At 48.9% G+C, this 22294-nt stretch carries 22 protein-coding genes; 6 read left to right on the forward strand and 16 right to left on the reverse strand.

What is annotated here, in order from left to right:
• The first annotated feature begins 22 nt into the window (after window positions 1–22).
• From PCO85_18090 to PCO85_18110, 5 genes are all read left to right on the forward strand, one after another.
• Window positions 23–838, forward strand: coding sequence for a MetQ/NlpA family lipoprotein (locus PCO85_18090; protein ID WJV53078.1), 816 nt, complete (start codon window positions 23–25; stop codon window positions 836–838).
• Window positions 839–947: 109 nt separating this feature from the next.
• Window positions 948–1352: an Rcs stress response system protein RcsF gene (rcsF, locus tag PCO85_18095; GenBank protein ID WJV53079.1), complete on the forward strand. Its 405-nt coding sequence runs from the start codon at window positions 948–950 to the stop codon at window positions 1350–1352.
• Window positions 1352–2059, forward strand: coding sequence for a tRNA (N6-threonylcarbamoyladenosine(37)-N6)-methyltransferase TrmO (tsaA, locus tag PCO85_18100; protein WJV53080.1), 708 nt, complete (start codon window positions 1352–1354; stop codon window positions 2057–2059). The genes rcsF and tsaA overlap by 1 nt, the downstream gene beginning before the upstream one ends.
• Before the next feature lie 115 nt (window positions 2060–2174).
• Window positions 2175–3893 carry a proline--tRNA ligase gene (gene proS / locus PCO85_18105; protein WJV53081.1) on the forward strand — a complete coding sequence of 573 codons (1719 nt, stop codon included), beginning with the start codon at window positions 2175–2177 and terminating at the stop codon, window positions 3891–3893.
• A 143-nt stretch (window positions 3894–4036) separates the two neighbouring features.
• Window positions 4037–5353 (forward strand): IS4 family transposase, encoded by a 1317-nt coding sequence (locus PCO85_18110; GenBank protein WJV53082.1) that lies wholly within the window; start codon window positions 4037–4039, stop codon window positions 5351–5353.
• A 58-nt stretch (window positions 5354–5411) separates the two neighbouring features.
• Here the strand turns inward: PCO85_18110 and rpoS are convergent, their stop codons facing one another.
• The 15 genes from rpoS to cysJ all read right to left on the reverse strand — a co-directional run bounded on the left by rpoS (window position 5412) and on the right by cysJ (window position 20783).
• Window positions 5412–6404, reverse strand: coding sequence for an RNA polymerase sigma factor RpoS (rpoS, locus tag PCO85_18115; GenBank protein ID WJV53083.1), 993 nt, complete (start codon window positions 6402–6404; stop codon window positions 5412–5414).
• 53 nt (window positions 6405–6457) lie between these two features.
• Window positions 6458–7456 carry a murein hydrolase activator NlpD gene (nlpD, locus tag PCO85_18120; protein WJV53084.1) on the reverse strand — a complete coding sequence of 333 codons (999 nt, stop codon included), beginning with the start codon at window positions 7454–7456 and terminating at the stop codon, window positions 6458–6460.
• 257 nt (window positions 7457–7713) lie between these two features.
• Window positions 7714–8340 carry a protein-L-isoaspartate(D-aspartate) O-methyltransferase gene (locus PCO85_18125; GenBank protein WJV53085.1) on the reverse strand — a complete coding sequence of 209 codons (627 nt, stop codon included), beginning with the start codon at window positions 8338–8340 and terminating at the stop codon, window positions 7714–7716.
• Between the two features lie 149 nt (window positions 8341–8489).
• On the reverse strand, window positions 8490–9518 hold the full coding sequence (gene truD / locus PCO85_18130) for a tRNA pseudouridine(13) synthase TruD (protein ID WJV56129.1): 1029 nt from the start codon (window positions 9516–9518) through the stop codon (window positions 8490–8492).
• Between the two features lie 2 nt (window positions 9519–9520).
• Window positions 9521–10018, reverse strand: coding sequence for a 2-C-methyl-D-erythritol 2,4-cyclodiphosphate synthase (gene ispF / locus PCO85_18135; protein WJV53086.1), 498 nt, complete (start codon window positions 10016–10018; stop codon window positions 9521–9523).
• 14 nt (window positions 10019–10032) lie between these two features.
• Complete coding sequence (gene ispD, locus PCO85_18140) at window positions 10033–10749, reverse strand: 2-C-methyl-D-erythritol 4-phosphate cytidylyltransferase (protein ID WJV53087.1); 717 nt, start codon at window positions 10747–10749, stop codon at window positions 10033–10035.
• 2 nt (window positions 10750–10751) lie between these two features.
• Window positions 10752–11087 (reverse strand): cell division protein FtsB, encoded by a 336-nt coding sequence (gene ftsB, locus PCO85_18145; GenBank protein ID WJV53088.1) that lies wholly within the window; start codon window positions 11085–11087, stop codon window positions 10752–10754.
• 221 nt (window positions 11088–11308) lie between these two features.
• Window positions 11309–11644 (reverse strand): DUF3561 family protein, encoded by a 336-nt coding sequence (locus tag PCO85_18150; protein ID WJV56130.1) that lies wholly within the window; start codon window positions 11642–11644, stop codon window positions 11309–11311.
• A 62-nt stretch (window positions 11645–11706) separates the two neighbouring features.
• Window positions 11707–12312 (reverse strand): adenylyl-sulfate kinase, encoded by a 606-nt coding sequence (gene cysC, locus PCO85_18155; protein ID WJV56131.1) that lies wholly within the window; start codon window positions 12310–12312, stop codon window positions 11707–11709.
• Window positions 12313–12337: 25 nt separating this feature from the next.
• The gene (gene cysN, locus PCO85_18160; GenBank protein WJV53089.1) at window positions 12338–13765 is read right to left on the reverse strand and encodes a sulfate adenylyltransferase subunit CysN; all 1428 of its coding nucleotides are present in this window, start codon (window positions 13763–13765) and stop codon (window positions 12338–12340) included.
• A 12-nt stretch (window positions 13766–13777) separates the two neighbouring features.
• Window positions 13778–14686 carry a sulfate adenylyltransferase subunit CysD gene (gene cysD / locus PCO85_18165; protein ID WJV53090.1) on the reverse strand — a complete coding sequence of 303 codons (909 nt, stop codon included), beginning with the start codon at window positions 14684–14686 and terminating at the stop codon, window positions 13778–13780.
• A gap of 9 nt (window positions 14687–14695) precedes the next feature.
• Complete coding sequence (gene cysG, locus PCO85_18170; protein ID WJV53091.1) at window positions 14696–16123, reverse strand: siroheme synthase CysG; 1428 nt, start codon at window positions 16121–16123, stop codon at window positions 14696–14698.
• A 377-nt stretch (window positions 16124–16500) separates the two neighbouring features.
• On the reverse strand, window positions 16501–17235 hold the full coding sequence (gene cysH, locus PCO85_18175; protein WJV53092.1) for a phosphoadenosine phosphosulfate reductase: 735 nt from the start codon (window positions 17233–17235) through the stop codon (window positions 16501–16503).
• Between the two features lie 12 nt (window positions 17236–17247).
• Entirely contained in the window at window positions 17248–18963 is a 1716-nt protein-coding gene (gene cysI / locus PCO85_18180; GenBank protein WJV53093.1) for an assimilatory sulfite reductase (NADPH) hemoprotein subunit, read from the reverse strand.
• A complete protein-coding gene (cysJ, locus tag PCO85_18185) occupies window positions 18963–20783 on the reverse strand; it encodes an NADPH-dependent assimilatory sulfite reductase flavoprotein subunit (GenBank protein ID WJV53094.1) in 1821 nt (606 codons plus the stop codon). The genes cysI and cysJ overlap by 1 nt, the downstream gene beginning before the upstream one ends.
• A gap of 353 nt (window positions 20784–21136) precedes the next feature.
• Between cysJ and queD the strand changes: the two genes are divergently transcribed.
• Window positions 21137–21514 (forward strand): 6-carboxytetrahydropterin synthase QueD, encoded by a 378-nt coding sequence (gene queD / locus PCO85_18190; protein WJV53095.1) that lies wholly within the window; start codon window positions 21137–21139, stop codon window positions 21512–21514.
• Between the two features lie 9 nt (window positions 21515–21523).
• Here the strand turns inward: queD and queE are convergent, their stop codons facing one another.
• Complete coding sequence (gene queE / locus PCO85_18195; protein ID WJV53096.1) at window positions 21524–22195, reverse strand: 7-carboxy-7-deazaguanine synthase QueE; 672 nt, start codon at window positions 22193–22195, stop codon at window positions 21524–21526.
• Between the last annotated feature and the right edge of the window lie 99 nt (window positions 22196–22294).

The following is a 22294-nucleotide window of genomic DNA, read 5'->3' on the forward strand; positions in this document are numbered from 1 at the left end:
ACTCTGAAGCTGAGGTAAGGAAATGGCAATTAAATTGAAATCTATCGCTACTGTTGGTGCCTTGATTGGTGTATTGGCATTAGCCGGTTGTGATCAGAAACAAAAAGATCCCAACCACATAAAAGTGGGCGTTATCGTTGGTGCCGAGCAACAAGTCGCGGAAGTTGCACAAAAAGTGGCTAAAGAGAAATATGGGCTGGACGTTGAGCTGGTTACCTTCAACGACTACGTTTTACCTAACGAGGCGCTAAGCAAAGGAGATATTGATCTCAATGCATTCCAGCATAAACCTTACCTCGATCAGCAAATCAAGGATCGTGGTTATAAACTGGTTCCGGTTGGTAACACCTTTGTCTATCCCATTGCCGGTTACTCTAAAAAGATCAAATCTCTGGACGAACTGCAAAACGGTGCACAAATTGCGCTGCCAAATGATCCAACCAATCTAGGACGCTCACTATTACTGCTGCAAAAAGTGGGGTTAATTAAACTGAAAGATAACGTCGGACTGATGCCAACAGCACTAGATGTGACAGAAAACCCGAAAAATCTGAAGTTGGTTGAACTGGAAGCGCCACAATTGCCGCGATCACTGGATGACAACCAAATTGCGCTAGCAGTGATTAATACTACCTATGCTAGCCAGATTAACCTGACACCTGCCAAAGATGGTTTGTTCGTGGAAGACAAAGACTCTCCATATGTCAATCTACTCGTCGCTCGTGAAGATAACAAAGATGCCGAAAATGTAAAAAAATTCGTGCAAGCTTATCAATCTGAAGAAGTGAACCAGGCAGCAAATAAAATCTTTAACGGTGGTGCAGTTAAAGGCTGGTAAACTCACACTTACATCATGTAAATAAATAACAAGACGGGCTTTAGCCCGTCTTGTTATTTATTTAATAGCTTGCTTCAATAGCCTCATCTAAAAAACCAGAGGGAAACCTATGCGTTCTATACTCTTTCTGATGTTAGCCTTTTCGCTGACCGGATGTTCTCTGCTAAATAAATCGACGCACCCAGCGCCCAAACAGCCAGTTCATACAGCCACTGAACACTCTCCCAAAGCCAAACCGGTTTACCGCCCAGTACACGCTGTTCTGTATAAAAATGCCGAAGAGCTAGTCGGTAAACCATTCCGTGATATGGGGGAAGTTTCAGGATCATCTTGTCAGGTAAGCGCTCGGGACACACCACCCAACATAGCCAGTGCACAGAAAAGAATGCAAAGTCGTGCTGCAGCTATGAAGGCAAACGCGGTTTTGTTGCATGACTGTCAGATCGTTAGCAGTATTGCAGGTTGTTATCGTCAGGCAATATGCCAAGGTACAGCACTGAAAGTTTCTGAATAATGAGCCAATTCATCTTCAATCAGATCGGTGTGATCCGCTCACCTTATAAAGAGAAATTCGCCGTCCCACGGCAACCCGGTCTTATTGAAGATGGTGGTGGCGAGTTGTACCTTACTCCGCCTTACAACCACCCGGAAACAGTGCGTGGACTGGGTGACTTTAGCTATATATGGTTGCTCTTTATTTTTCACCAAACATTGAATGCCGGTTGGCATCCGACAGTACGTCCCCCACGGCTCGGCGGGAATACTCGTGTTGGTGTATTCTCCTCTCGGTCAACATTCCGCCCCAATCCTATTGGTATGTCACTGGTTAAGTTAAAATCCATTCGCATTGAAAAAGATATTGTTGCCCTTGAGTTAGGCAGCCTTGATCTGGTTGATGGAACGCCCGTTATTGACATCAAACCTTATATTCCCTTTGCGGAAAGTAAACCACAGGCAAAAGCAGGCTTTGCCCAATTGGCACCAGCGACAGACATGTCAGTGACTTTTACGTCTTTAGCAGAACAACAACTTGCGGCCTGTCAGCATAAATATCCCTATTTACGCCGTTTTATCACCCAAGTGCTGGCACAGGATCCTCGTCCCGCTTATCGCAAAAATGTGGCAGACTCGAGAGAATATGCCGCATTACTGTTAGAATTTAACGTCCGATGGCGGATAACTGACGAGCAAACAGAAGTAATATGCCTGGACCCGAGCTAAAAACCCCGGTCTTCTCTTTTGAGTAACCGTTCACACTGGTAAACTAGGCCACTTTTTATGTCTTCGGCTGTATTACAGCCAATGATATCTATCGTTCTGACGGAACTAAAACATCATGCGTACAAGTCAATATTTGCTCTCCACATTGAAGGAGACTCCCGCCGATGCAGAAGTCATCAGCCATCAGCTAATGCTGCGTGCCGGGATGATTCGTAAACTGGCCTCAGGGCTTTACACGTGGTTGCCGACCGGATTACGGGTTCTGAAAAAAGTCGAAAACATTGTGCGAGAAGAGATGGATAACGCCGGTGCTATCGAGATATCCATGCCTGTCGTCCAACCTGCAGATTTATGGCAAGAAAGTGGCCGTTGGGAACAATACGGTCCAGAATTACTTCGTTTTGTTGATCGCGGAGATCGCCCGTTTGTCCTGGGCCCAACACATGAAGAAGTGATTACCGATCTGATCCGCAATGAAATCAGCTCGTACAAACAGTTACCACTGAATTTTTACCAAATTCAGACTAAATTCCGTGATGAAGTCCGCCCACGTTTTGGTGTAATGCGCGCCCGCGAATTTCTGATGAAAGATGCCTATTCCTTTCATACATCACAGGAATCGTTGCAGGTGACTTACGATGCCATGTATGCCGCATATCATAAGATTTTCAGCCGCATGGATCTGGATTTCCGTGCAGTACAGGCTGATACCGGCTCTATTGGAGGCAACGCATCCCACGAATTCCAAGTTCTGGCTGGCAGTGGAGAAGACGATATCGTCTTCTCCACGGAATCCGCGTATGCCGCTAACATCGAACTGGCAGAAGCAGTTGCCTCCATGGCAACACCCGCAGCAGCAACGGAAGAACTGCGACTGGTCGATACACCAAACGCGAAAACCATCGCGGAACTGGTTGAACAATTCAACATACCAGTAAAAAAAACGGTCAAAACTCTGTTAGTCAAAGCCACCGAAGAAAGTGGACATAAGCTGGTGGCACTGTTAGTTCGTGGCGATCACGAACTCAATGAAGTGAAAGCCGAAAAATTTGAACCGATTGCTAACCCGTTGACATTCGCCACTGAAGAAGAGATCCGTGCCACCATAGGCGCTGGTCCAGGTTCTCTGGGCCCGGTTAACTTACCGGTTCCGGTGATCATTGACCGCACAGTGGCGGTGATGAGTGACTTTAGCGCTGGTGCCAATATCGATGGTAAGCACTATTTTGGTATCAACTGGGAACGCGATATGGCATTGCCACAAGTTGCCGATATCCGCAATGTCGTTGAAGGAGACAGAAGCCCGGATGGTAAAGGCACGCTGTTGATCAAACGCGGTATTGAAGTAGGTCATATATTCCAACTTGGTACAAAATACTCCGAAGCGCTGAAAGCCACAGTGCAAGGTGAGGATGGGCGCAATCAAATCCTGACAATGGGGTGCTACGGTATTGGCGTTAGCCGTGTTATCGCCGCTGCTATTGAGCAAAATCATGATGACCGCGGTATTATCTGGCCAGAAGCGATTGCGCCGTTCCATGTGGCTATTCTGCCAATGAATATGCATAAATCCTTCCGTGTGCAGGAAATGACGGAAAGTATTTATCAGCAGTTACGGGCTAAAGGAGTTGATGTTTTGTTGGATGACCGTAAAGAACGTCCTGGGGTGATGTTTGCCGATATGGAGCTGATCGGGATCCCACATACCATCGTTATCGGTGACCGTAACCTTGATAACGAAGAGGTTGAATACAAGAACCGCCGTAACGGCGAGAAGCAGATGCTTAAAACCAGTGAAATTGTGGATTTTCTGCTGGCACGGGTTTTCCATTAATCCGCTGTTTATCACTGAATAGTCGCTAAGCGTGGTATAAAAAAATGGTGGGTAATCCCTAATGCCGATCAGTTAAGGATCACTTGAACGATCCAGCCACTGTGTAAGAATCCGTAATCTCTCCAGGGATTACGGATTTTTTTATGTTATTCAGCCAAGCTTTAGATACTGCCCATAAATTTTCCCCGCAGGAGTTTGCTGCTCTTGCAGACCTGCTTTCTCCTGAACTGATTGATGAGTGCCTGGCCGACACAGGCATCGTCACCCTGCGCAAGCGCCGTCTCTCCATGGAGATGATGGTCTGGGCTGTCACCGGCATGGCCCTGTTCCGCTCTCACTCCATGAGCCAATTGGTCTCCCATATGGACATTCTTCTGCCTGGTAACCGGCCTTTTGTTGCACCCAGTGCCGTTGTTCAGGCCCGTCAACGGCTCGGGGAGGATGCTATCCGGCTGATGTTCGAAAAAACACGCCAACTCTGGTTTGAAAAAACGCCCTTGTCTCATTGGAACGGACTGACGCTGATGGCAGTAGACGGCACGCTGTGGAGAACACCGGACACACCAGAGAATGATGCCGCTTTTGGCCGTACCGCCAATGTGAATAAGCGGTCCGAATGGCCACAACTGCGTATGGTCTGCCAAATGGAAGTGACAAGTCATCTGTTATCTGCCGTTGCCTTCGACAGCGTCTCTGATGCAGGTGAGGCTGAGCTTGCTGCCCAGCTTATCGCCAAAACGCCTGACCACTCGTTGACCATTATGGATAAAGGCTTCTATGCCTTGGGCCTGCTGCATCGCTGGCAGTCATCAGGCGCAGAAAGACACTGGATGCTGCCATTACGCAAAGGTGCACAGTATGAGGTGGTGAGAAACCTGGGGCCCGGGCAGAGCTTGGTGACCCTGCGGCTGTCACCCCAGGCGAAAAAGAAATGGCGGGATGCCCCGGAAACCCTGACAGCAAGGCTGATAAGCAAGGAAGTGGGTGGCAAAACGGTGCAGATACTGACGTCGATGTGTGATCCGCTCAGATACCCGAAAGCAGATATCGTTGACCTGTACAGTCACAGGTGGGAGATAGAGCACGGGTTCAGGGAGATGAAACAGCATCTGCTGAATAATGAGCTGACGTTGAGGAGTAAAAAGCCGGAGCTGGTGCGTCAGGAACTGTGGGGTGTGGCGCTGGCGTACAATCTGTTGCGCTTTATGATGGCGCAGATGGCGTACAGTCTGAAAGGTGTGGAGCCTTATCAGATGGGATTTAAGCAGTCGGCGTTGTATCTGTGCAGTCATCTGCGGTTACTGCCAGGAGTGTCCCCGGGAAAACTGCCAAAAGTCATGGAAGAGATACTGAGCATGGCATCTAGCTTCGTGCTACCAGGGAGAAGAGCGCGACATTACCCGAGAGCCGTAAAAAAGAGGCCGCAACGTTATCCGTTACGGCCACCTTTAAAAGCTTAACTGACGAGCATTATGGGTAATCCCACCATTTTTTATTTTTCAGAACAGCCAGTGAATATTATTCACGAAACAGCTCTTCAATATCCAATCCTTGTACCTGCAATATTTCACGCAGACGCCGCAATCCCTCAACCTGAATCTGGCGAACACGCTCGCGGGTTAATCCGATCTCACGACCAACATCTTCCAGCGTAGCGGCTTCATACCCCAGCAAACCAAAACGACGAGCCAGAACTTCACGCTGCTTGGCGTTCAGCTCAAACAACCATTTAACGATATTTTGCTTCATATCGTTATCCTGAGTTGTATTTTCAGGTCCGTTATCTTTTTCGTCTGCCAGAATATCCAGTAACGCTTTTTCCGAATCCCCACCCAATGGCGTATCAACGGAAGTAATGCGCTCATTCAAGCGTAGCATGCGGTTAACGTCATCAACCGGTCTATCGAGCTGTTCGGCAATTTCTTCCGCACTCGGCTCATGATCCAGTTTATGAGATAATTCACGCGCGGTACGAAGGTAAACATTAAGTTCTTTAACGATGTGAATAGGCAAACGAATAGTCCGAGTCTGATTCATAATCGCTCGCTCTATGGTCTGCCGAATCCACCAAGTAGCGTAGGTTGAAAAGCGGAATCCTCTTTCAGGATCAAATTTTTCAACTGCCCGAATCAGACCGAGATTTCCCTCTTCTATCAGGTCAAGCAGTGCCAGTCCACGGTTGTTGTAACGGCGGGCAATTTTCACCACCAACCGCAGGTTGCTTTCGATCATACGGCGGCGTGATGATACATCACCACGCAACGCGCGCCGGGCAAAATAAACCTCTTCTTCAGCGGTTAAAAGAGGTGAATAGCCAATCTCTCCTAAATAGAGTTGCGTTGCATCTAAAACTCGCTGGACAATACTTTGTGATAGCAACTCATCTTCTTGCGAGTCATTATCATTAGTCTCTTCTTCTGTCAGCGCTTTGTCATCAAATACATCAATTCCATTCTCGTCGAAATCAGTATCTTCATGTAACTCGTTAACTTTCAGCGTACTTTGGCTCATAAGTGGCTCCTACCCGTGATCCCATGGCAGAATACCGAAATACCCTGCCCGATTTATCGCTGCGAAAGAAAACGCAGCGGGTTTACGGATTTCCCCTTGTAACGAATTTCAAAATGTAAGCGTACTGAACTGGTTCCGGTGCTACCCATAGTAGCGATTTTTTGCCCCGCCTTTACCTCTTGTTGTTCCCGGACCAGCATGGTTTCGTTATGGGCATAGGCGCTCAGGTAGTCATCATTATGTTTGATGATTATCAGATTACCGTAACCGCGCAACGCGTTTCCCGCATACACTACACGCCCGCCAGCGGTAGCGACTACAGGTTGCCCACGTGAGCCAGCGATATCAATCCCTTTATTTCCCCCCTCAGCGGCTGAGAAATTATCTATGACTTTCCCTTCTGTAGGCCAACGCCAACCAGTGATAGCAACATTACTGCTGCTGGGTACTGGCCTCGGTTCGGCAACAGGAGCCGACGCCCCTGCCTTGGGTAACATCTTACCCACATTCTTTTTACCCGAATTTCCAGAATACGCATTAGTCGATTGAGAATCAACCTGAGAAGTTTGCATCTGCCCGTTTCTGGTTGCATTCACGGGTAACATGTGACCACTATTACTGGCCATTACCTGTGAATCATTAACGTTCATATTGTTGCCCAGCGTCAGTGTCTGGCCGACATTCAGACTGTACGGTTCAGGAATGCCATTGCGCTGAGCCAGCTCCCGGTAATCGTTACCGCTGATCCAGGCAATATAAAACAGGGTATCGCCGCGCTTGACGATATAGTTAGTACCGGTATAACTGCCTTTCGGAATATTACTGTAGCTGCGGTTATAAACTATCTTGCCTTCATGAGTGGTAATATTGGAAGAGCTTGGCGAAGTAATGCGCGGAGTCGGAGAAGACATCATGCCTCCCCGACTTCCAGTGCCACCATCCACACTGCTGATCGGTGCCGATCGATTGTTACTGTTAGAACAACTTGCTAATCCTGCAACAATAACCATACATGCAGCGATCTGTTGCCAATTCATTATTTGGCCTCCCATGCGCCGAACTCCCCTATAACCATAAAATTTACTATTCTATCCAGCCAGTGATATCCCTCATCCGTAGAAAAGTCGCTGAACTCTGGTAATTATTCTGTATTCAGAATGAGAAAATGTACTTTTTCATCAGGGCATACAAGCCAATTTAAGAAATAATGCAATTCTGTGATGCTAGCGATATCAACAAATTAGTACAATAAACACTTGTGTTGAAATCTTAAAGGCTGAGAACATTTAAATGATGATTTGTCACGGTATCAGGCAAGCTCACCTTTGACCAGCGGAACAAACCTAACAGCTTCAACGGTCTGAACGATATACTCACCGCTATGGTGTTCTACCACCTGCAACATTTGCTGCTGTTCACCCACCGGTAATACCATAATGCCACCTTCATCGAGCTGCTCCATCAACGCGGCAGGAATTTCAGGTGGCGCAGCCGTGACGATTATGGCATCAAAAGGGCCTTTTGATGCCCAGCCTTGCCATCCATCACCATGACGTGTAGATACATTATGCAAATCAAGCTGTTTAAGGCGACGTTTGGCCTGCCACTGTAGTCCTTTAATACGTTCGACTGAACATACATGTTGAACCAGGTGAGCCAGAATTGCAGTTTGATAACCGGAACCCGTGCCTATTTCCAATACTCTTGAAACTGGTGTTAACCGTAAGAGTTCGGTCATTCTGGCAACCATATAAGGCTGGGAGATCGTTTGGCCAAAACCTATTGGTAGCGCTGTATTTTCATAGGCTTTATGTTCAAAAGCCTCATCAACAAAGCGCTCCCGAGGTACGGCAGCTACCGCCTGTAACAGACGCTCATCCTGAATCCCCTGCTGATGCAACTGCGCCAGCAACGTATGCATACGCTTGTTTACCATTCCCCGCAAACCTCAGCGCTAGCTAACCTTATCAACGTATCTATCCTCTAAAGAAAGGGAATATATCTCTGTAACATCAAGAAAATATTCAGATATTCTAAAACTGAAAAAGGTAAACTCGTGTTGAATGAGGCAGTAATGTCTGCCGCCTACTGTGCCTGTAGCACAATTTCCCTTACTACGCTGGTGGCAAAACTTCCCGCTGGAAGCCAAAAGCGCAATTGAACCGTCATCTTATCCTGCCATTCCCACTGCAATTCCCGAGGATAAAGTAAAACGGCACGACGAGCGGGCTCTACCCGCTCACGCTGCAATAATGACAACAGCAATGGTTGTGTCTGCAGGCACTGTTGCTCAAAGTCCAGAGCCGCATCTTGCGTACCTAACGCGCCATCGCCAGGCAATGGCGCCGTAATCTGTAATGTGCCCTGTTCGACACGCTGCTGTAGAGCAGTTAGCTCATCCTTCTGCGCCACAAACCAACTACCTCGACCCGTCAATTGTAAAGCATCACCGCAAAAAACCACTTTCTCCTGTTGCTGCGCCAAGCGGGCGCTGGTAACACAATTAAAGAGTTCACTACGGCTGGCAGAAAGATAAAAGCTGCGTTTACTACGTTCTTTCACCAGAATGTCATTACTCGCCCAACGCCGGGCCTGATCAAGGTTATTGCCCTCGCGGCCAAACCGCTGACTACCGAAATAATTAGGCACGCCAGCAGTAGTAATACGTTGCAAACGATCTTCTACCGATTGTCGATCGCTGATGTGACGCAATACCAGCGTAAAGGCATTGCCTTGCAGCGCACCTATACGCAGTTTACGACGGTGTCGAGCAGCCTCAAGAAGCTCACATCCTTCCAGTTCAAATGCCTGCAGATCCGGAGTTTCTTTTCCTGGTAAATGGAGACAAAACCATTGTTCAGTAACCGCATGACGATCTTTAAGACCGGCATAACTGACAGCACGCGCAGGAATATGCGCAAACTTTGCCAGCGCTTCAGCCACAAATACAGTATTACATCCCCGTTTACGTATCCGTACCAACAGATGTTCGCCTTCGCCATCTGGTTGAAAACCGAGATCCTCGACCACAATAAAATCGTCAGCAGTGGATTTCATCAGCCCCGTTGACTGTGGTTTTCCATGCAACCAGGTAAGCTCATCTGCAGTGTTCATCGTTACCATGCCACGACCCCGGCAGAATCATCTTTTAACAACAATACGACTGCTTCACAGGCAATGCCCTCGCCACGACCAGTAAATCCTAGTTGTTCAGTCGTGGTCGCTTTGACATTCACATCATCCATGTGGCATTGCAGATCTTCCGCCAGATTGACACGCATTTGTGGAATATGTGGAGCCATTTTGGGGGCCTGGGCAATGATGGTGACATCCAGATTTCCCAGACAGTAACCTTTATCTCTGATACGTTGCCATGCATCGCGTAGCAGCTCTCGACTGTCTATATTTTTATAAGAAAGGTCGGTGTCAGGAAAGAGTTTACCGATATCCCCCAGAGCAACCGCACCCAACAACGCGTCAGTTATGGCATGCAACACGACATCACCATCAGAATGGGCCAACAATCCCTGATCATAGGGGATACGAACACCACCGATCACCAGTGGACCTTCGCCACCAAATTTATGGACATCGAAACCGTGACCGATACGCATCGCGCACTCTCCTTTTAGGTAATCTTTTGATTTTTAAAATTATTGGTCAGATAAAACTCAGCCAAAGCCAAATCCTCCAGACGTGTTATCTTGATATTATCCGATCTGCCACTGACAATCTGTGGATGATAACCGCAGTACTCCAACGCTGATGCTTCATCAGTGATGGATACGCCATCATTCAGTGCCCGCTGAAGGCAGGTTCTGAGCAAATCCAAAGGAAAGAGCTGCGGAGTTAAAGCATGCCAGAGGTCATCTCGTTCTACTGTATGCTCAATCAACCCATCTGAACTACGCTTCATCGTATCACGAACAGGAGCAGCCAGAATGCCGCCTATCTCACTCTGTTCTGTCAGCGCCAACAGATGATCCAGATCATCTCGATGCAGACATGGACGAGCTGCATCATGTACCAGTACCCATTCGGTCTGAGTCACACGCAGCAAACCCGCCAAGACGGAATCCGCACGCTGTTTGCCACCGGTCACCACTGCGATCTGCGGATTATTTGCCAAAGGCAGAGAGTAAAAATAGCCATCATCGGCACTGATAACTACGATCACTTGCCGAATGCGAGGATGCTGTAGCAACGCGTCAATAGTATGTTCGAGGATGGTTTTGGAACCGATAGTCAAATACTGTTTCGGACGGTCACTTTTCATCCGGCTACCATTGCCAGCAGCCGGCAAGATAGCAACGACCTCATGCGGGGGGGCAATCAGAGTAGACATACCTAGCGTAATGTTGGGTTGGAGGATGGCGCAGGTAGCGCGGTAGTGGCAGTGCGACGGCCAGATTGATCAGGGACCAGACGATAGAAACTTTCACCAGGTTTAATCATTCCCAGCTCATTACGTGCACGCTCTTCGATGGCTTCCTGTCCACCATTAAGATCGTCGATTTCAGCAAACAACTGCTCGTTACGGGATTTTAGTTTGGCGTTATTCTCCTGTTGAACAGACACACTATCTTTCACCCGCACGTAATCATGGATACCATTTTTGCCCAGCCACAGTGAATACTGCAACCAGCCAAGTATTATTAACAATAACAGCGTAAGTTTTCCCATTCCGCCCCCTGAAAAGCCATCTAATCATCCCATAACTTTTATCCAGACTCCACAGTGCATCAACAATTGCTGAATACATGAGAGAGAAAAAAGCCTCTAAATAGCGAAGAAAGAGGGGAAAGGTAAATTTTTTACAAGACAACACGATTCAACAAAGAAGTGGAACGGAGGAGAATCGGGGGGAATAATCGCCGATAAAACGACTAACACGGCCTGAATGATCACCACCAGCCAGTAAGTAATGCAAATACCAGCCAGAACAACGATACCGTCGTGATCCCGCTGCACAAAATCATCAGCGTGGTATTTTCCTGCCACAATATACTGTAAGCCACACCAATCAACACCGATAACGGCATCAGAGCCAGGAAAAAAGGCCAGGTGTATAGCATCAGAAACAAAGTGACATTCAGGCCGTAGACTAAAAAAGGAAGGACAAACGCCAGCCAATAGAAAGAGAAACCAGCGATAGCCCCCATAAACGGATAGGATACTTGAGTATCTTCATCCCGCCGATGGCTAGCTTCACTACCCAGTAATGGTGTGACATTCTGCATAATCTTTATCTTTCCCACGGTCTCCCTATCATCAAACGCCTGATGATATTTTCACAAGGAGATCAAGGGTTGATAATAGCTCGACCCTGCAACATATCTAACAATTGAGAGATCAAATGTGTTACCAATTGTTCTCCATCTAAATGCAATTCTGGCAGCTCAGGTGCCTCATAAACAGCGTCAATGCCGGTAAAATTACGCAACTCACCCGCACGAGCTTTCTTGTACAACCCTTTGGGATCGCGTGTTTCACAGATCGCCAGTGGCGTATCCACAAAAACTTCAATAAATGGCTGACCATCCAGCAAATCACGCACCATTTTCCGCTCAGCACGGTGCGGTGATATAAACGCCGTTAACACAACCAGACCCGCGTCGACCATTAATTTAGATACTTCGCCTACCCGGCGGATATTCTCCCGCCGGTCATCATCACTGAAGCCTAAATCACGACATAGACCATGCCGGACATTATCGCCGTCTAACAGATAGGTACTGACGCCTTTTGCATGCAGCGCCTGCTCCAGCGCGCCAGCCAACGTAGATTTACCAGAACCGGAAAGTCCGGTAAACCACACCACGGCACCACGGTGTCCATGCCGGCGTTCTCGATCAGTTTGTGTAACCGCATGAGGATGCCAGACAACATTCTCGTCAGCAGACGCCATCACTCGGGGAGAATATTCAGACACGCTATTTCCCTCCCAACAGATCACGCGCACCCCAATGAGGGAAATGACGGCGGACTAACGCATTCAACTCCAGCTCAAACGCACTATAAGCATCAGGATCCTGATACGGCTGTTCAATCACTTCACGTACCAGGCCGGCACCCACCGTGACATTGGTTAAACGGTCGATAAAAATCATACCGCCGGTAACAGGATTCTGTTGGTAATTATCCAATGCCAGCGGTTCATCAAAAGTCAGTTCAACCAGCCCAATGCCATTCAATGGCAAAGCATCCGTCACACGCTGCGTCAGCGTATTGATTTCAACCTGATACTGGATATTTTCCACCCGGGCGCGCGTTTTTTTACCCGCAATCTTGATATTGTAACTTTGGCCCGGCACTAACGGTTGTTCCGCCATCCAGACCACATCCACCCGCGCACTTTGTACTGTATTCAGGTTTTCAGCACTATCCACCAGCAGGTCTCCCCGACTGATATCAATTTCGTTTTCCAGTACCAGTGTTATGGCTTCTCCCACTTGCGCCATCTGCAAGTCGCCATCAAAGGTGACAATTCGGCTGATGGTGGACTCAACGCCAGAAGGTAACACCTTGATACGATTACCGACGCGGACGACTCCCGAAGCCACGGTTCCCGAGTAACCACGGAAATCCAGGTTAGGGCGGTTGACATACTGCACAGGAAAACGCATCGGTTGTTCCAGACTACGTGGAATCACGTTGACCGTTTCCAGAACATCCAGCAATGTCGGGCCAGTGTACCAGTTCATCGTCTCACTGGGTGAAGCTACATTGTCACCATCCAGTGCAGAAATGGGTACAAAAGTAATATTCAAGTCGGTAGGCAGTTGCTGGGCAAAGTCCAGATAATCCTGTTTGAATTGTTCAAAAACAGTTTGCTGGTAATCCACCAAATCCATTTTATTCACAGCGACCACCAGATGGCGAATACCCAGCAAGGTGGCAATAAAGCTATGTCGCCTAGTCTGATCCAACACACCTTTACGGGCATCGATCAGCAGAATGGCCAGTTCACAAGTAGAAGCGCCTGTCGCCATATTACGCGTGTACTGCTCATGGCCCGGCGTATCAGCAATAATAAATTTACGCTTCTCGGTAGAGAAATAGCGATAAGCCACATCAATGGTAATACCCTGCTCACGTTCTGCCTGCAGACCATCCACCAGTAATGCCAGATCCAGCTTTTCACCCTGGGTGCCAAGCCGCTTGCTGTCACTATGCAGTGTGGAGAGCTGATCTTCATAAATCTGACGGGTATCGTGCAACAAACGCCCGATAAGCGTACTTTTGCCATCGTCGACGCTGCCACAGGTCAGAAAACGCAGCAAACTTTTATTCTGCTGTGCTTGGAGGTAAGCCTCGACACCGCCCTGTTCAGCGATCTGTTTTGCTATTACATGATTCATTCGACCGATTCCTCAGAAATACCCTTGACGCTTTTTCAGCTCCATTGACCCGGCTTGATCGCGGTCGATCACCCGTCCTTGACGCTCACTGGTAGTAGAGACCAGCATCTCTTCAATGATTTCCGGCAATGTTTGTGCTTGCGACTCCACCGCTCCCGTCAGCGGCCAGCATCCCAGAGTACGGAAACGCACCATACGTTGCGTAATCACCTCACCCGGTTGCAGATTGATACGGTCGTCATCCACCATCAGTAACATGCCATCACGTGACACAATTGGACGTGGAGCCGCCAGATAGAGTGGGACAATATCGATATTTTCCAGATAGATGTACTGCCAGATATCTAGCTCAGTCCAGTTAGACAGCGGGAACACACGGATACTTTCACCTTTATTGATCTGTCCGTTGTAATTGTGCCACAGCTCCGGGCGCTGGTTTTTAGGATCCCAACGATGAAAACGATCACGAAACGAATAAATACGTTCCTTGGCACGCGATTTTTCTTCATCCCGACGTGCGCCACCAAAGGCGGCATCAAAACCGTATTTATCCAGTGCCTGCTTTAACCCTTCGGTTTTCATAATATCGGTGTGTTTGGCACTGCCGTGTACAAAGGGGTTAATTCCCATAGCAACGCCCTGTGGATTACGGTGTATCAGCAATTCACAGCCATAGGCTTTGGCCGTGCGATCACGGAATTCGTACATTGCGCGGAATTTCCAACCAGTATCCACGTGCAGTAATGGAAACGGCAGTGTTCCCGGATAAAATGCCTTACGCGCCAGATGGAGCATGACCGATGAATCCTTGCCGATCGAATAGAGCATTACCGGGTTACCAAATTCAGCCGCCACTTCACGGATGATCTGAATGCTTTCTGCTTCTAACTGCCGTAAATGCGTGAGTCTTTTTTCGTCCATAATCGTACCTTAAGACAAATTCACGACGACCGGACGGTGTTCAACCGTAGCCATCTGCGTTTGTGTATGTTCACCAAACCAGGCGATATGCTGGTGTAAATTGACCACTTCGCCGATCACCAGCAAAGCCGGCGTCGGAGCTTGCTGCGCCAGTTGTTCCAATGTCTGCAGTGTGCCGATCAGCACCTGCTGATCACGTCGTGTACCACGACTAATCACCGCCACGGGCGTTGTCGCCTCACGTCCGTGAGTAATCAACTGATGGCTGATCTCCGCTGCCTTGACCGTTCCCATATAGATCGCCAAAGTCTGACGCCCACAAGCTAGTGCCGACCAATCCAAAACATCACCATCAGGACGACAATGACCGGTGATGAACACGACGCTCTGGGCATAATCCCGATGCGTCAGCGGAATACCGGCATACGCTGTTGCTCCCGCTGCCGCCGTAATTCCCGGCACCACCTGAAATGGAATCCCTGCTCGTGCCACATATTGCAACTCTTCGCCACCACGACCAAACATGAACGGATCGCCACCTTTCAGACGCACGACACGTTTCCCCTGCTGCGCCAACGTGACGAGCAGTTGATTAATCTCTTCCTGAGGTAGCAGATGTGCACTAGCACGCTTACCGACACAGATGCGTTCCGCATCCCGGCGTACCAGTTCCAATACATCCGAACTGACCAGATGGTCATACAGCACCGCATCAGCCTGCTGGATCAATTGTAAACCGCGGAGTGTGAGTAACCCCGCATCCCCCGGACCGGCACCAACCAACGCTACTTCGCCCTGTACTGACTGAGGCTGTTCGAGCTGCTGCTGTAGCTCCTGCTCTGCCTGCGCCAATTGTCCGGCGGCGATTAAACTGGCAAAGCGTCCGTTGAAAATACGCTCCCAGAAACGCCTGCGCTCTGTTATCGATTGCAAACGCTGTTTGATTCGGGTACGCCAACTACCCGCCAATTGAGCCATTTGCCCCAAGCTGGAGGGTAATAACGCTTCCAATTTTTCGCGCAACATCCGTGCCAGCACCGGTGCTTGTCCACCAGAAGAGATCGCTACCAGCAAAGGAGAACGGTCGACCAACGAAGGGAAAATAAACGAGCATTTTGGCTGATCATCTACCACGTTAACCAACAACTGACGCCGATTGGCGGCATCAAATACCACCGCGTTCAGTTCGGTATCATCAGTCGCCGCGATGACCAGAAAAACACCGTCTAACTGCAATGGCGTAAACTCCTGGGCAATCCAAGCGATCTTTCCCGTCTGCTGCTGCACACTAAGTGGCTCACACAATGCCTTAGCCACCACTTTTACTTCGGCGCCAGCACGTTGAAGCAGTTCAATTTTACGCGTTGCCACTTCGCCGCCACCGACGACAAGTACGGGGCGATGCCGGAGATCAGCGAATAAAGGAAGATAGTTCACAGAGGCCTTTACTAAGCTAAACAAATCATAAAGTGACTATAAAGTGTATGGGGAAGGGTTATGAAATGCCGAATTAGAATGATAAGTTCCGTAATGGAATAACGAGTTATTAAAAACAGAACAAAAAGCCTAATAACTGTTTATATTATCCCTTAATTACACTGCATTTATTGTTGAACAATATAGCATTTTTCTGATTCAACATTTTTCACGCTTACATCAAAAACAGTGTGCGTTTATTTACATCAAAATAGATCTCCGCTTTCACGGAGATCACGGAAACAGCAAGAATCACCACATAAAAGTGATTACTACAACAAAAAGATTAACCGTCAAAAGCACATTTACTGACAACAGTAGTCAAGCCGAGATAGCGTTCAGCCTTCGTGCAGCCCGCACTCTCGCTTAAGGCCGAAAAAACGGGTTTCCTCTTCACTCATACCTGGCTCCCATTTACGAGTAGTATGTGTATCGCCTACCGACAAATAGCCTTGATCCCACAGCGGATGATAGCTCAGGTCGTTTTCTTTCAGATACTGATAAACTTGCCGATTATCCCAGTCAATAATCGGCAAGAGCTTGAACACACCACGCTGCACCGCCAATACCGGTAGATGACCACGACTGCCAGACTGCTCACGACGCAACCCGGCAAACCAGCTCTGCGCCTGTAGTTCCTTAAGGGCACGATTCATCGGTTCAACCTTGTTGATGTGATTATACTGCTCAATACCTTTCACACCCTGCTCCCACAGTTTGCCATAGCGAGCTTCCTGCCAGGCTGGAGAGAATTCCGCACGATAGACATGCAGATTCAGATTGAGCCGCTCCGTCAGGTTATCGATAAACTGATAGGTTTCCGGAAACAGGTACCCGGTATCCGTCAGGATAACCGGGATATCTGGACGCTGCTGAGTCACCAGATGCAGACACACTGCCGCCTGAATGCCAAAACTGGAGGAGAGCACAAAATTACCCGGCAGATTTTCCAGTGCCCAGGCTACTCGCTCATGTGCCGATAGTAATTCAAGTTGGCCGTTTATCACCACCAACGCGGCAGACTGTTCCGAATGTGGCAAAACGTTAAGCGCCGCCAGATCAAACGTAGACATCAGGCTCTCCTGTCAGTCATAAAAATCACGAGCTGGGTCCAGCACCGGTTTAACAATGTTGGTGCGGATCGTAAAATCGCCGAAGCCTTCCCTGTCATGACGCTCTTTGGCCCAACGGCCAATCAATTGATCAATATCACTGAGGATTTCCGCTTCGGTAATATTCTCCCGATACATACGTGGAATTCGCGTACCTTCCCGATTCCCACCAATATGCAGGTTATAACGGCCAATCGCTTTACCCACCAGTCCAATTTCCGCCAGTAAAGAACGACCACAGCCATTGGGGCAGCCAGTTACCCGCAAAACGATATGTTCATCAGCCACACCATGTTGCTGCATTACCGCTTCCACTTTAGTGACAAACTCGGGAAGGAAACGTTCAGCTTCCGCCATCGCCAGCGGGCAGGTTGGCAGCGACACGCACGCCATTGAATTCTTACGCTGCTCACTGATCGCATCATCCATCAGCCCATATTGCCGGGCTAATGTTTCAATGCTGGCCTTATCCCGTGACAATACACCAGCCACAATCAGATTCTGATTGGCTGTCAGACGAAAATCTCCCTTATGAATTTTGGCAATCTCGGCGATACCGGTTTTCAGCGGACGTCCCGGATAATCCAGGATGCGGCCATTCTCAATAAACAGTGTTAAATGCCATTTATTGTCAATACCTTTTGTCCAGCCGATACGATCACCACGTCCGGTGAATTCATACGGACGTACCGTTCCGAACATTACACCCGACCGACGCTCTACTTCTTGTTTGAAAATATCTACGCCAACCCGCTCCAGAGTGTATTTGGTTTTGGCGTTTTTACGATTAGTGCGATTGCCCCAGTCACGTTGAGTGGTTACCACAGCTTCAGCCACCGCCAACGTCTGCTCCACAGGGATGTAACCCAGTTCGCTGGCGGTACGCGGATAGGTCGCTTTATCACCGTGAGCGATGGATAATCCCCCGCCCACCAGTACGTTAAAGCCCACCAGGCGACCATTGTCGGCAATAGCAACGAAGTTCAGGTCGTTAGCATGCAGATCCACATCATTCTGTGGTGGAATGACTACCGTGGTTTTAAATTTACGCGGCAAATAAGCCGGACCGAGAATCGGCTCTTCGTCCGTAGTGGCTACTTTTTCCTGATCGAGCCAAATTTCAGCATAGGCGCGAGTACGCGGTAACAGATGCTCTGAGATCTTTTTCGCCCATTCATAAGCCTGCTGGTGCAGTTCAGACTCTACCGGGTTAGAGGTACACAATACATTACGGTTAACATCATTGGCGGTAGCCAGTGAATCCAGCCCCACATCGTGTAATACCTGGTGAGCCGATTTCAACTTCGATTTCAGAATACCGTGAAACTGAAACGTCTGCCGGTTAGTGATACGAATGCTACCGTACAGCGTCTCCTCCGCAGCAAATTTATCAATGCCCAGCCACTGCTCAGGCGTCATTACCCCACCGGGTAGACGGCAACGCAGCATCATGGCATGCCGTGGTTCCAGTTTCTGTTCAGCCCGCTCGGCACGAATATCACGGTCATCCTGCTGATACATACCATGAAAACGGATCAGCAAAAAATTATCGCCGTTAAAACCGCCAGTCAGGCCGTCGTTTAAATCTTCAGCTATGGTGCCACGCAGAAAATTACTTTCCAGCTTCAGACGTTCGGCATCAGCCAGTTTACCTTCTACCACCAGAGGGCCAGGATGTTTATCGCTCATTAGTACACATCTCGCTGATAACGCCGCTCAAGGCGCAGTTCACTTAAAAATTCATCTGCCAGCTCGGTATCCATGCCACCGTGTGCCGCCACCACATCCAATAATGCCCTTTCGACATCTTTCGCCATATGATTAGCATCGCCACAAACGTAAATATGTGCACCATCCTGAATCCAGCGCCACACTTCAGCGCCTTTTTCGCGGATCCGGTCCTGCACATAAATTTTGTGCGGCTGATCACGTGACCAGGCTAGATCGACATCGGTCAGCAAGCCATCTTTCACATAGCGTTGCCACTCCACCTGATACAGAAAATCTTCGGTAAAGTGCGGGTTACCAAAAAACAGCCAGTTTTTACCCTTGGCACCCGCGGCTTCCCGTTGTTGCATAAAGGCACGAAATGGTGCAATTCCGGTTCCGGGGCCAATCATGATAACGGGTACCTCTGGATTGGTTGGCAGACGGAAATTGTCATTGCGTTCAATGAAAACACGTATTTCGTCATCTTCACCAAGCCGATCTGCCAGATAACCAGAAGCACCACCTATGCGGTGACGCCCTTCATAATCATAGCGAACTACCCCAACGGTGATATGTGCTTCATTGCCAACCTCTTCCTGTGAAGAAGCGATAGAGTACAAGCGTGGCGTCAATGGACGCAGTAACGCTATTAACTGCTCTGCCGTTAGTTCTGTCGGGGCTTCGCGTACCATATCAACCAGCGGCGTCTGCTGTGCGTACTGTTGTAGCACGGCCTTTTCCGCCACCAGTCCCAACAGTTTTTCACTACGTGACCAGGCGGCATATTTTTCCACAATCGGTGCCGTGTTCTGGGTCAATTCAAAATGACAACGCAACGCTTGCGATAACGGCACGGTCTCCCCCGACACCACCACGGGTTCGTCACCTTTCAACCACAGTAAATCCAATAATTCCTGCACCAGCGCCGGATCATTTTCATACCAGACACCGAGGGCATCACCAGGCTGATAACGCAACCCGGATTCCCCCAAATCGATTTCGATATGGCGGATATCCTTTTCAGAAGCGCGCCCAGTAATGACTTGATTCACCGACAAAGAGGCCACCAGCGGTGCCTCCTTGGTATATGGGCTACTGACAATAGTATTAGCCGTTGAACTGACTGCTGTCGGCGCGGTTACCCTGCTCTGAGCCGACAATCGAGGCTGAATCGTGTCCACCAACTGGCGACGCCACTGCTCCGCCTGCGACTGATATTCCATATCCGCATCAACACGCTCCAACAAACGCTCGGCACCCAGTTCCGCCAAACGGCGGTCGAAATCTTTGCCAGCCTTGCTGAAAAATTCATAAGACGTATCGCCCAGACCAAATACCGCAAACGCTGTACCGGTAAGTTGGGGAGCTTTTTTCGAAAACAAAAATTTATACAACCCCACCGCCTCTTCCGGCGGTTCTCCTTCACCCTGGGTAGACGTTACCAACAGCAGCAGCGTTTCCTGCGCAATCTGTTTGAATTTGTAATCACCGGCATTGACCAGCGTCACCGGCAGGTTGGCGGCCAATAAATCATCGCGCACCTGTTCAGCCACGCGTCGGGCATTACCTGTCTGAGAAGCTGAAATCAGCGTGATTATCTGCGGTGGTGCGGAAGCAATAGTCGCACTGTTCGTAATATCCGTTGTTGTCACTCCGGATTGCTGCTGCGCTATCCCCCAAAAATAACCGGACAACCAGGACAGTTGCATTGGTGATAAATCACCAGTTGCCGCCTGCAAGCGCGAAAGTTGCTCCGTACTCAACGGGAGCAACGAAGTCGGGGAAACCGAAGTTGTCATCGTGATATCTGTATCCTTGTTCTGGTCGGCCGGCACTCATGCAGATTGAGCGAGATAAAAATCGAATAGGGTATAAGGTAACCATCCGCATGGTAACAATTAAAGAAATGATGGACATATCAAATAACCAAAACGACTAAATGGTTTTTTTGATAGAAACTACCACTAAAAGTGGTATGTCGCATCCATAGCAAAATATCTCATTCATACTTTAGCTACAGAAAATATGCCTCTATGTTCACAATTAAGCAGTGAAAATCACTATTCACGCTTACTTACTGGGGAGAAATAGCACAACAGACAACTTTCCGGTAGTATGCGTCGGTTTTTCAGGCCATAAGAGATTTACCGCCATGCCAACCACACTGTTCAAAGATTTTCAGTTTGAAGCTGCACATCGTCTTCCCCATGTTCCTGCCGGACACAAATGCGGCCGCCTGCATGGACACTCATTTATCGTCCGACTGGAAATTACTGGCGAAGTCGGCGCGTATACCGGCTGGGTAATGGATTTCGCCGAGCTGAAAGCAGCATTTAAACCAGTATGGGAACAGTTGGATCACCACTATCTGAATGAGATTCCCGGTCTGGAAAACCCGACCAGTGAAGTATTGGCCCAGTGGATCTGGCAGCAGATGAAATCATCACTGCCGGAACTGAGTGCAGTCATGGTTAAAGAAACCTGCACCGCGGGCTGTATCTATCGGGGTGAAGGCATCAATAACGCCTGAATCCGGGCATCAGGCAATATTGAGATATTTGTGGGTCTGCATCGATAACCGCCAGTTGCGGGCAATACAGGTTTCAATGCACAGCCGGGTAGCATCCTCTTTCTGACTAATGGGCTGCAAAGCGACAATACGGGATTTATCGTCAGTCAGGCGGGCCAGCAGTATATCCAGCGCGGCGATATCCCGCTCCCGCGCGACTGGATGTTTGATTTCATCGGCACGCAGCAACGCCTGATCGATAACCACCATACCACCGCGCATATTCACTTTCGGCGAGACAGTGACCCAACATTTCGGCGAACAGCGCACTTCGTGTGTGCCGCTGGTTTCAATCTGTGTGCTGAATCCCTGCCGCTCCAACGCTTGTGTCAGCGGTGTCAGATCGTGGATACAGGGTTCTCCGCCGGTAATCACCACATGCCGAGCGGTATAGCCCAGTTTACTGATCTGTAACAGGATATCATTCACGCTGGCTTCACCCCAGGCGTCACTCTCCTGGGTTTTTACCAAGACTTCATCCAGCGGAATCTGTCGAACCGCCAACATATCCCAGGTATGTTTGGTATCACACCAACTGCACCCCACCGGGCAGCCCTGTAGACGGATGAATACCGCTGGCACACCAGTAAAGTAACCTTCACCCTGTAGGGTCTGGAACATTTCGTTAATCGGGTACAGCATCGTGTTTCATTATTCCTTCTGGCTAAATCCGCATTATCACCGATAGCGGATAACAATCATAAAAAAACGGGCTTCCAACCACGAAAGCCCGTACAGAAT

This window comes from Prodigiosinella aquatilis, from assembly GCA_030388725.1.
GTDB lineage: Bacteria > Pseudomonadota > Gammaproteobacteria > Enterobacterales > Enterobacteriaceae > Prodigiosinella > Prodigiosinella aquatilis.